This window comes from SAR324 cluster bacterium (genome assembly GCA_029245725.1).
GTDB lineage: Bacteria > SAR324 > SAR324 > SAR324 > NAC60-12 > JCVI-SCAAA005.
In genome coordinates, this window is record JAQWOT010000339.1 from 1 (window position 1) to 11,437 (window position 11,437).

Here is an 11,437-nt window from a genome sequence, read left to right on the forward strand (position 1 = left end):
CTCACAATTGGACTTCGTTTCACTTTTTCAAAACACCAAAATCCCACAAGATAGGCCATCATGGTCAACATCAACCAGAGCAATGGGGTTGTCTGGAGATAAGCCCAAATATCCTGAACTTCATTGATTGGGTTCATGATCGCAGTTCCTCACCCTCTGGTAAGGCCCCTGTTAAGCGCACCATCACTACAAAGGTCAGAGCTCCGACGATCAAGGCCAGTATTGTACTGACCACAACCGCGGTCAACAGGATCTTTCCCTCCAAAACAAGCCGATCCAAATGTTGAACAATTCCCACCGCAGCTGGAACAAAGAGCAAAGACAAATGGGCAATCAACCCCTGGGCAGTCTCCTTCAACAACTTAGGTCTGGGAGCATTCATTCCCAGCCAGCCAATCAGAAAAAGTAATCCTGCCACCGGTCCAGGAATCGGCACTCCTAGCCCCATCACAGCCGCAGTACCCAGCAATTGAAATCATAATAAAAAAGTAAACGCCTTGAGAATTTCAGTCATGGTTTGATGGGGTCCTTTGGACTCATTGATTCCTCCGAGTTAATCTCCTCATTCTGGCAATCTTGCTTGGTCTGCTGTTTTTTTAAATTCTCACTGGCAATTCGAACTAACAACTCGCTTTCACCATCGTAGAGCAGTCCGAAAAGCTTACCGATTTCTGCAGGCATCTTTTGCTTATTCATCTTCTCCATTTTGTTCATCTCCGATTTGTAATAATTTTGGGGCTTTGCTGAATACAATTCTTGTCAGCTACAGCCCTTGTCAGAATAATTAGTCTTAGTGGTGCTTTTCAAATCCAACACCGAACACACTATTTTCTAGACTTAACTGAATTCCACTGCTGATCTCACCAATTGAAAAAAATTTAAAATCCTGTCTAAAATTGTGATAGTTTGCTGAAAGTTTTCTATTCTATTTACTTTTTGGATGTATTCAAAATTCATTTCACATTTTTTTGTGTTCCAAATTCATGGATGAAAAATTACCTAAAACGAAAACGACAAATTTGAATCATTCAAGAAGATCACTCTTTCTCATTAAACGAGGAGGTTACATGCCCAAAAGGATACTAAAATTATGGATATCTGCACTCCTGATGTTGAGTTCCACTCAATCGTTTGCAGCAGAGCTATTTTTTGATCACCAAAATAACAGTTGGTCCAAAGCTGGGAATCCAGTTTCAGAGGAAGCATATCGAGGTGAGATAAAGAATGGAGTTCCGCACGGGACCGGCACAGGTACTTTACCTGATGGAACGCTATTTGTGGGCATTTTCAAAGATGGTCAGCCAGATGGCATGGGGATTCTGAATCTTCCTGATGGAAGTCGATTTGTAGGACCCGTAAGAAATTACCGAATTTCAGGTGACGGAACCATCAAATTTCCAAACGGGAGCATGTACGTTGGTCAGTTTAAGAATAGCGAGCCCTGGGGTCAAGGGACTCTCGTACAAAGTGATGGCGAAAAGTACGAAGGTCAATTTGTTGGCGGCCTTTTTGAGGGTCAAGGGATCTACCAATGGAACGATGGAAGAAAGTACAAAGGAACTTTTCAGAAGGGTCGGCCCCAAGGTGAAGGTGATTTTCTTTTTCCAGACGGCAGAAGCTATCAAGGACAGGTCAACAATGAGCAATTCAACGGAGAGGGGATTCTCAAGTGGCCAGATGGGCGCGAATACTCTGGCAACTTTGTTAACGATCAACTTGATGGAATTGGAAGCTACCAATGGCCAGATGGGCGGACCTATTACGGAAATTTCAAGAATAACAAATTAGAAGGACGTGGTATTTATCGATGGCCAGATGGGAAACGATATGAAGGTGAACTAAACAACGGAATTCCCCATGGCAGCGGGGCTTTCTTCTTCGCAAATGGTGAAAAGTATGTCGGTGACTTCAGCTATGGCAGAGAGGATGGAGAAGGAAGCTACACTTGGGCTGATGGACGAAAATACGCTGGTGAGTTTCGTAACGGACAACTTAACGGCAAAGGCTCCTACAGTTGGCCTGATGGAGCCTTGTACACAGGTGAATTCCGAAATGGAATCAAACAAGGTAAGGGTGTTTATACTTTCGCTGATGGGACCAGATACATAGGCGAGATCAAAGAAAATCAGCCGCACGGGCGCGGGAACTTCTCATTCAAAAATGGGAGAGAATACACTGGTGATATCCGCGAAGGAGTGATGCACGGGAATGGCACCCTGTCCTTTGCGGATAAACGCAAATTTACAGGATCTTTCAAGGATGGGAAGATTGATGGAGATGGTGTTTTGATTTGGCCAGATGGGAAAAAATATACAGGTCAGTTCTCGGAGTCTTTACCTGATGGTGCTGGGACCCTGGCTTGGCCAGATGGAAGAATTTACACCGGTGAATTCAATAAGGGTGTGGTTGAGGGTAGGGGTCAATTGACATGGTCAAATGGAAAAAAGATTATTGGTAATTTCAAGAAAGGACTGATCCACGGACAAGGTGAATTGAACCATGCAGATGGAAGGAAATATATCGGGAACTTTCTAACTGGTAAAAAACATGGGAAAGGGACTTTCTCATGGCCAGACGGAAGATTGTACATGGGAGAATTCGTAAATGACTTCTTTCAAGGTGAGGGAACTTATATCTGGCCCAACAAGGACCGCTACCAGGGAAATTTCATCAAAGGGATTCCGCAAGGCAAGGGGTCATACACTCATGCTGACGGGATCAAATTCGAAGGTGTATTTCGGGATGGCCTACCCTGGAAAGGAGAAGAAATTTCCAGCCATGGAAGGCAAATCAGACGTTACGCTTTTGGAAGAACTGTAGAATAGATCATCTCATAAGATGACAAGTGAGTCCCGAGCGGCACCTCGGGACTCTTTAAACTAGGCGGAGAAACTCTGCTCAACCTCTAGCTTGGTCATCAACAGATCCGGTCCAACTGTGATCTGTTGATCTCCCACAAATCCGACGTATTCGATGTCATTTTCCTTCATCACAGTTCTCACCACCGCAAATACTTCTGCATCATAAGCTTTGCCGCGATAAAGACTCTGATTTTCCTTGCGTAACAATCCCCACTCAGAAGCTTGGGTGCGTACCCAGGAGAGATGTTCTTGGCGAAGTTGAAGAGCGCTGATTTCAGGTAGGCCGACGGGGACACGTTGCAGCTTCATGCTGACTCCTTTTTGTCATCCATGAAAGAAAAATAGTGATCTAGGGAAGGTTGTTCTCAGAGGGAACGCAAACACCATGCCCCTACCCAATGCAAAATGCAAGGACCTAAATCAGCTTATGCTACTTTTGGAAAATAACTTTCTTCATCCTCAGAATTTTGAGTTTTTCTACCAACACCAAAGAGTCTTCCAAAGACATTTTTCAGACTCTCTTGTAATGAGTAGAGGATTGGGACAACAATCAGCGTGAGCAGAGTAGACACACTGATTCCATAAATCACAGCTAGTGCCATTGGCTTCCAAAAGACCCCACTAGGCACTCCCAAGAGGATAGGATTGGGCCAGCGGAAGAAGTTAATATCCATACCTAGAGCCATCGGCATCAAACCTAGAATGGTCGTCACAGCAGTCAGCAGCACCGGTCTGAGTCGGACAGCTGCAGCAGTCACGATCGCATCTAAGGCCGCAAACCCTTTTGAGCGAAGCTGTTGGATGAAATCAACCAAAACAATCGCGTTATTCACTACAATTCCTGCCAGAGAAATCCCTCCAATACCTGTCATGATCAGGGAAAACGGGCGATCATGAATGATCAGGCCAACAAGGACCCCTGACAGAGAAAGGAAAACAACCAGCATAATGATAAACGGCAACATTACAGAGTTAAACTGAGTCACCAGGATCAGGAAAATGAGCAAGATTGCTATCAAGAAAGCTTTCCCCAAAAAGGCTTGGGACTCCTCACGATTTTCGTTTTCACCGGTGTATTCGAGAGTAATTCCACTGGGCAGAGGAAAGTCAGCAAGCTTTTTCTGTACTTGGCCCAGCAAAACAGGTCCAGGAATTTCCCGATTATTTCCAGAAACAGTAATCACCCGTTCACGATCAACATGACGAATGGAGCCAAAAGCTGGACCTGTGGTGATTTCAGCAATTTCACTCAAGGGAACTAACTGCCTTGAGGGTGTGAAGATATAGAGAGATTCAAGGTCCCGAGAGTTGCTACGAAAATTCTCATCCAACTGCACGAAAATATCGTATTCGTCACTTCCGTCTCTGAAATTTGAGACCTTACTACCATTAAAAGCTGTTCGCACTGTAGATGCGATCTCTTGAGCCCTTAGCCCAAGACGGGATGCTTTATCACGGTCGATCAAAACCCTAATTTCTGGCCTGCTTCGATCAAAATCATCCGACAGATCAACCAATCCTGGCAAATTTCTAATGATCTGCTGAATATCCTGAGCAACTTTCTGCATTAGGCGCAGATCAGTTCCATGAACTTCAATATTGATGGGTTTTCCGCTAGGAGGTCCATTCTGTTGCTTGGTCAATTCCACTTCCACCCCAGTCACATCAAAGAGCTTATCTCTGACTTTCTCGATTACCTCCGATGGTTTCTCTTGCCAATGCATCCAATCAGGGAAAGGAACCACAACATGGCTAATATGAGTAGTCGTACCGCCTGAATCTCCGGCTCCAAAGCCACGTCGTTGTCCAATATTCGCTACAACCGATTCTACACTTCCTCCATATGGGCGGACGATATCTTCCAATTCATTGACGTATTTGTCTGAAACCTGAAGTGTAGTCCCGACAGGAGCTCTTATGTTGAGAACAAATTCCTGCGGCTCTGAGGGTGGAAAAAATTCCATTCCATTACGAGGTGCAGATACCGTGGCATAGATGAAAATGATGCCAAAGATTCCTCCCAGCGCAGCTAACAAGGCAAGAAAGCGAAATCGAATCAGCCCTTTCATGAAATTCAAATAACCTTGCAGAAATCTTGAGTTCTGCAGGATTGCAAGCTCATCTTCACTACTGCCCAACTTTTTGGCACTAACTTTCATCATCGTTGAGCACAAGACTGGATTGATGAACAGCCCAACAAATAGTGAACAGGAGAGTGTGATGATCAGAGTTTGCGGGAGATAGGTCATGAATTCACCTATGATTCCCGGCATGAAGATGATGGGCCCGAAGGCAGCTAGGGTCGTGAGGGTTGATGAGGTGATGGGACCACCTACTTCCTTGATTCCAATCAGAGCAGCCTCAAATCGATTTTTTCCACCCTGCATGTGTCGGTAGATGTTTTCCACCACAACAATCGCATTGTCCACCAGCATGCCTAGGGCTAAAATCAGGCTGAACAACACGATGAAGTTCAGGGTGTATCCCATGGTCTGCATGATCCACATGCTCATCAGGAAGGAAAGTGGAATGGAGACTGCCACGAAAAGGGCGTTGCGTATCCCCATCACCACCAACAGCACGACAAAAACAAGGATGAAGCCGGAGATAATGTTATTTTCCAAGTCTGAGACAAGCTGGGTTACCCACTTTCCGGAATCAGCCAAGATTGTGAAACGAATCTCACCCCGTTGTTCTGCTTCAAACTCTTTCACCAAATCCTGAACTTGCTGCCGGATCGCCAACAGGTTTTCGCCACTGCGTTTGATAACACTCAAAGAAACAGATTCCTGGCCATCAAGACGAGAGCGATTTGAAAGTTCCTTGAAACCAAAAACAACTCGACCCAGATCCTTGACCCTAATGGGAACCTGATCCCCAGAAACTGCAACCAAGGCCTCATTGATGGCCATCGGCGTTTCAAATTCACCTGGAACCCGTACTAGGTATTTGGTGGGTCCCATCTCGATCGTACCACCGGGAATATTCGTGTTTTCAGCAGAAATGGCCCGAGTTACCTGGTTTAGATCCAGATTGTGGTACTGTAGCTTGTCTGGATTGACATAGACGCGGATCTCCCGTTCTACTCCTCCAACGCGACGAACTTCCAAAATCCCTGGAATCGCCTCAATCTGTTCTTTCAAATCATCAGCAACCTCAGTCAATCTTTGTAATTCCAATGTACTGGACAGATTGATCAACAACATCGGTTGTTCTGACAAGTTGATCTCGCTGATCACTGGATCTTCTGCATCGTCAGGAAGTTCTGGTGTGACGGTATCCAGCTTTTCACGAACCTTGGTTCTTGCCTCACTGATTTCGTAGTCTGGATCAAATTCCAAGGTAATTGCGGCAATGCCTTCCGACGATGTGGACTCCAGCTTTTTGAGACTTTTGAGATTTTGGAATTCGTTCTCAACCTTGTAAGTAATCAAAGACTCAACGTCCTGCGGAGATGCTCCGGGAAAAGGAATTGTGACAATTAGAATGGGGACTGTAATGTCTGGGCTAGCTTCCCTGGGTAGACTGCGGTAGGACTGAAAACCAATCACTGCAGCAATGATAATCAGTACAAAAATCGAGGCGGCGTTACGAATGGCGATGTGACTTGGATACATGAAAAAACCGTTCAGGAATCGCTGCGAGTGATGTTGATGGGTTCATTATTGATCAGCCTCGTTTGGCCTTCGACAATCAAGGATTCTCCATGCTGGAGTCCGGAAATCACCTGAACCAGATTGTCTTCACTGATCCCAGTTTCGATGATTCGACGCTTTGCCTTGCCATCAGAAGCCACAAAGACCACACGTTCCAGTTCTCCCTCTATAATGGCGTTTCTTGGAATGACAACCTGATTTTCAGAGATACCTAAATCAATCGACACTTTTGCCAGCATTCCTGACCGAAGGCGTTGTTTGGGATTCACCATCTGAACTTCTACTGGGAAAGAACGTGTCTGAGCATCCGCTTCCACTCCAATGCGATGAATTTTGCCATCATAAAGTTTACCGGATTCCGCATAGAGTTCAATTTTGACAGTCTGTCCTTTCTGGAGCTTGGCAATATCCAATTCTGGCACATCTAACTCTACACGCATCTTCCGCAAATCTAAAATTTCAGATAGCTTCATACCAACTTTCAAATATTCTCCAGGCTCCACCCTCCGAACCTTAACCACTCCACTGATCGGAGCCTTAACCAAAGATTTTTGCAACTGCACCTCTGCCAGATCCCAATTGTACTTCGCAAGCTGACGTTGCGTACGGCTTTGATCAAGGATTGAGCGAGCGATCAGCTGCTTGCGATCCAACTGGAGATTTCGTTGGTAATTGATTTCAGCTAACTGAAAGTCTGCCTGGGCCATATCTCTGCGAACTGTCAATTCCTTCGTTGAGATATGGGCCAGAACTCGATCCTTCGAAACCTTGTCCCCTTCTTCAAACTTCACTTGTTCTACGACCCCTGCAAGCTCGTTATGGACATCTACACGCTCGTTCGGTAGTAACTTCCCGACAAATTCAATCTTGTGCTGTAGGGACTGAGGAGCCAGGGTCAATGTAGCTACGTTGACTCGCTTAGGTGGTGCAGGAGCTTCCACTATCGCAGCAGCTTGGGTAGCCAACACTTGAGCATTTGGCTGCTCATCAGGCTTTTCACAAGCAGTGATCAGCCAAGAAAGCAAAATAAGACTAAGCAGTTTCAGCGTATTTCTTTGAAGATTCTTAAACATTCCGACTAGCCTCCTAGGACTTTGTTCGATTGAGGTTGAATTCTTCGTAAATCTGCCCTGTAAGGGTCAGCAGACGAAGGTAGGCTTTTTCATAGCGGACACGGGCAAGGATATCTTGTGCTTTTGCCTGAGACTGCTGTTGCTGGAACTGTGACATCTGAAAACTAGTACCTTGCCCCAATTTGAGGCGCTCAATCTCGTTTTGTAGCTGCTCCTCCGCCAGTTTGACCACTGCCTGAGCAGTACTGACTTCTTGCTCCGCCAATTCCAGATCTCGTAAAATTGTTTGTAGGCTGACATCAAGCTCTGACTTTCGGCTATCTATGTTCAGTAGGATTTGCTCCTGTTGAATTTTCTTTTGCTTGACTCTCTCTGGTGTAGCTTGGTCTCCGAGAGGAACAGTCCAGGTCAGTGCAGCCTGAAACCCATGCAGGCCTGGATCTATAAAGTCTCCAGCACCTACCAGAGGTGTGTTCGCATAGCCTGTCATCGTGTAACTCAAGTCTAGATCCAAGTTGGTTTGCAGCTTGTTTTCTTCCTGCTGAACCTCCAGCTTGCTGCTATTCATGGCGATTTCGAGCAATTTCAATTGTGGATCATTTTCAAGAATCTGAGCCCGTAGATCCTCAGGGTCTGGAAAAAAATCTCTCAATTCCGGGCGATTGCTTGGGTAAAAACCAAGCTCTAGTCCACCTAAATTCAAAACTGCTCGTAGTTGATCTTCGATTCTCAATGCATCCAATCTGGCTGAAAACAACGATTGACGATCTCTGGAAAGCTGGGTTTCAGCCACCAGTACATCTGTCCGATTCAGCGTCCCGACTTGCAGCCGAGCCTGATTGTCTTGGAGCAACTGTTCAGAGAGTTCAACAGATGACTTCTGAACCTCGATGTTTTCCAAGACAGCTACCATATCCCAATAGGTAGAGGCAACCATGGCTAATTGAGCCAATTCTGCCTGCTTGATGGATGCGGTGCTGCGATCGATTCCCAATTCTGCAAAGCGTTCTGGTAGGTTGTTGATTTCTTCTCCTGCATCCTGGAAAAACGGGATGCTAGCGAAGGCTCTGACTGAGGTAACGTCTCGCCAATTCCCTGAGGAGCCTGAATCCAAAGAATCCATTTCCTCTTTGCGGCTCAAAGTTTCACTCTGATAAAACCGTTCTTGCAGAGTAAATCCATAACTACTGCCAGTTCTTAAGCGCCGAGCAAAGGTAGAGGAAAATTGTAAGGAGTCAGATAGACTACCGACTGCATAAGTGTCCTTGGGAACCTGAGTTGGATCATTGGTCAATACTGTGTTTCGTTCTAAACCTGTGCGTGTCGTGATTTGATCAATGTAGCGTGCTTGCACAGACTTCAGATCCTGGCTAGCAATATCCTTTGATAAACGTGAAGCCTCTAAACTCAAGCTTCGACTGATGGTTAGCAGCAGAATATTCTCGAGCGACACCTTCACCACATCACGGTTGTCGTAACTTATGATTTCCGCACGCTCAGCTAGTTCCGCAACTAGCGGGTCACTGATCAAGTCTTCTGGAAGTTGAGCTGACAAAATACCTGGGAAACCGAACACCAAACTAAGAAATAGAAACTTACGCAAATCTCTCCTTCTCCAAAAAATTTCAAAAAGTGGATGTCTCATCTCATTTTTTAACTGCTGGAGGTTGCTCTGGCAGGTACAACCCGTACCAAATAAGTTCGTGAAGTTGCTTAACTTCCTCACAAACCATCTCCCAATCAGTGAGGGAGAGCCAACGGGGAACCCACAGTCTCTCCATCTGTAGAAGTGTTTTCGCTGTCTCCAGCTTATTCAGTTGAGGCCGAATAGATCCTTTTTGCTGACCCTCCTCTACCAATAACAGAGTCTCTTCGAGTAATTCTTCTTCGCGATCAGTCAGCAAGAAAGTGGCTTCAACCAATTCCTTCATCACTGATTCGGTGACAAGACTGGGACCAATCAATTTGCGAATAAATTGTAGACGCAGTTCAACCTTCTGAATCCATCGGGCTGGCTGTTCAAGACTATGATCGCAATGCTTGTGCAGGTACTCATCTATTAAGTTTCGCCAATGCTGTGAGCAACTGCCAAAAAGCTCTTCCTTATTTCGGAAATAGTTATAAATCGTTCCCTTACCAATACCTGCTTCCCTGGCAATTTGATCCACACTGGTCTTTCGGAACCCATAGTGGAGAAATAGTTTTTCAGCAGCAGCTTGGATTTGTTGCTCCATCCCGTTCATAAGTTCGAGGGGCTTTCCTAGTGCGATATTGGTTATTCAGTTTTACTATTTTTAATATGAATTAGTTTTGATGACCAGTTTAGTCATCCGGTCAACTCCCTGTCAAATCTAAAATTGGACTGGTGACCATTTTTTTCATTTGGTCAAAATCTGATAAGAAATTTTTTCTGAAATGAAAAAATTTTAATGAATTTTGGAGAAATTTATGAAGAGGATGCAAAGTTGCTGTAGACGGACTTCGATAGATTTTTGAAGTCCGTCACACTTTGAAAGGCACTTTCAGGCAGCACCATGCTGTCGGAACCACTGTTGCAGCCGTTGCCAACCATCTGTGGCTGCTTCAGGGTCATAGCTTGGGCGGTAATCCGCATGAAAACCATGTTGGGACTGATCATAGACACGGATTTCAGAGACCGATCCATTGGATTTCAAGGCACTATTCATCCGATTCACGCTTTCCAATGAAATCCCCCGGTCTTTTCCTGCATAGAGTCCCAAGACAGGCCCATTGAGCTGGTCGACAAGATCAATCGGATTTTGAGGCTTCAGCTCATTTGGTTCCCCTTCCAACTGACCATACCACGCCACACCCGCCCGAATCAGGGGATTGTGCGCCGTGTACAACCAAGTGATCCGGCCACCCCAACAGAAGCCAGTAACTCCCATCTTGGTGGTGTCTCCGTGTTTCAATCCAGCCCATGCTGCCGCTGCATCAAGGTCCCTCATCACCTGGGTATCCGGTACTTTTGAAACCACCTTGCCGATAATCTCACGGTAATCTTTGAAGTTTGAAACGTCCCCTTGCCGATAATACAGTTCAGGGGCAATGGCTAGATGCCCCAATTTTGCGAAGCGCCGACAGACATCTTGAATATGCTGATGGACTCCAAAAATTTCCTGAATCACCAGTACAACTGGATAAATTCTGTCTCCAGCTGGGCGAGCGTAATACCCTGGGATACTTCCATCTGTGGTGGGGATGTTGATTTCACTCGCTACGAGTCCATTACTGTCCGTGGTAATTGCAGACTGTGCTTGTATCGGCTGCACAGCCAGAGCGAATCCACCCGTTGCCAAACCTCCAACAACAAACTCTCGGCGGCTGAACTCCATTTTGGGAGCCAAGCTCGCTGCATGCTCTTGCATCTGAATCTCTGTAAGGGGATGAATGATTCATCGAGATAATCATTTGAGTATCTTGATACAAAAACGCTAGCAGCCTTCTTTAATACTGACAACCAAGGAATCAAGGGAACTATGAATAATCAAATCTTCGAAAAGACAGATCTATTCAACCATTCGAAATTAGAGTATTTCTTTATTGTTGTTCATTAACGATGAACAACTAGAACATCTTAGTTGAAATTTGATGAATCTTCATAAGCATGAGGCTCATTGGAGAGATCGACGACTGCCGCCATCCCAGGGGTGTGTGTAGGGAGGAACAGAAAGCAAGAGCGGGAATTTTGTGGCACGACGGCTGGTTGTGGCTTGGCTGACACTGCCTGTCTCCAGAAATTCAATCGCTGCTTGAAGCAGGGTGTCATCATCAGGGGTAGCTGGCAGCACAGTACTGAGGGAATAATCTGGACTGACTCCTAGGT

Annotated in this window: 10 protein-coding genes; 1 reads left to right on the forward strand and 9 read right to left on the reverse strand. The window is 45.6% G+C overall.

The window, feature by feature from the left end:
- Window positions 1-133: 133 nt before the first annotated feature.
- Window positions 134-469, reverse strand: a complete 336-nt coding sequence (locus P8O70_18335) for a CidA/LrgA family protein (protein ID MDG2198798.1) — start codon at window positions 467-469, stop codon at window positions 134-136.
- A 41-nt stretch (window positions 470-510) separates the two neighbouring features.
- Window positions 511-696 (reverse strand): hypothetical protein, encoded by a 186-nt coding sequence (locus tag P8O70_18340; protein MDG2198799.1) that lies wholly within the window; start codon window positions 694-696, stop codon window positions 511-513.
- Window positions 697-1,067: 371 nt separating this feature from the next.
- Here P8O70_18340 and P8O70_18345 point away from each other — a divergent pair, with 371 nt between their 5' ends.
- On the forward strand, window positions 1,068-2,825 hold the full coding sequence (locus P8O70_18345) for a hypothetical protein (protein ID MDG2198800.1): 1,758 nt from the start codon (window positions 1,068-1,070) through the stop codon (window positions 2,823-2,825).
- A gap of 54 nt (window positions 2,826-2,879) precedes the next feature.
- Here P8O70_18345 and P8O70_18350 read toward each other — a convergent pair whose 3' ends face one another.
- The 7 genes from P8O70_18350 to P8O70_18380 form a co-directional block, all read right to left on the reverse strand.
- A complete protein-coding gene (locus tag P8O70_18350; GenBank protein MDG2198801.1) occupies window positions 2,880-3,170 on the reverse strand; it encodes a hypothetical protein in 291 nt (96 codons plus the stop codon).
- 116 nt (window positions 3,171-3,286) lie between these two features.
- Window positions 3,287-6,478 (reverse strand): efflux RND transporter permease subunit, encoded by a 3,192-nt coding sequence (locus P8O70_18355; protein MDG2198802.1) that lies wholly within the window; start codon window positions 6,476-6,478, stop codon window positions 3,287-3,289.
- Window positions 6,479-6,489: 11 nt separating this feature from the next.
- Window positions 6,490-7,590 carry an efflux RND transporter periplasmic adaptor subunit gene (locus tag P8O70_18360; protein ID MDG2198803.1) on the reverse strand — a complete coding sequence of 367 codons (1,101 nt, stop codon included), beginning with the start codon at window positions 7,588-7,590 and terminating at the stop codon, window positions 6,490-6,492.
- Between the two features lie 13 nt (window positions 7,591-7,603).
- A complete protein-coding gene (locus P8O70_18365) occupies window positions 7,604-9,193 on the reverse strand; it encodes a TolC family protein (protein MDG2198804.1) in 1,590 nt (529 codons plus the stop codon).
- 43 nt (window positions 9,194-9,236) lie between these two features.
- On the reverse strand, window positions 9,237-9,833 hold the full coding sequence (locus tag P8O70_18370) for a helix-turn-helix domain containing protein (GenBank protein ID MDG2198805.1): 597 nt from the start codon (window positions 9,831-9,833) through the stop codon (window positions 9,237-9,239).
- A 279-nt stretch (window positions 9,834-10,112) separates the two neighbouring features.
- On the reverse strand, window positions 10,113-10,946 hold the full coding sequence (locus P8O70_18375) for a dienelactone hydrolase family protein (GenBank protein ID MDG2198806.1): 834 nt from the start codon (window positions 10,944-10,946) through the stop codon (window positions 10,113-10,115).
- Window positions 10,947-11,225: 279 nt separating this feature from the next.
- Window positions 11,226-11,437 (reverse strand): hypothetical protein (locus P8O70_18380; protein ID MDG2198807.1); only part of this gene is annotated, 212 nt, incomplete at its 5' end.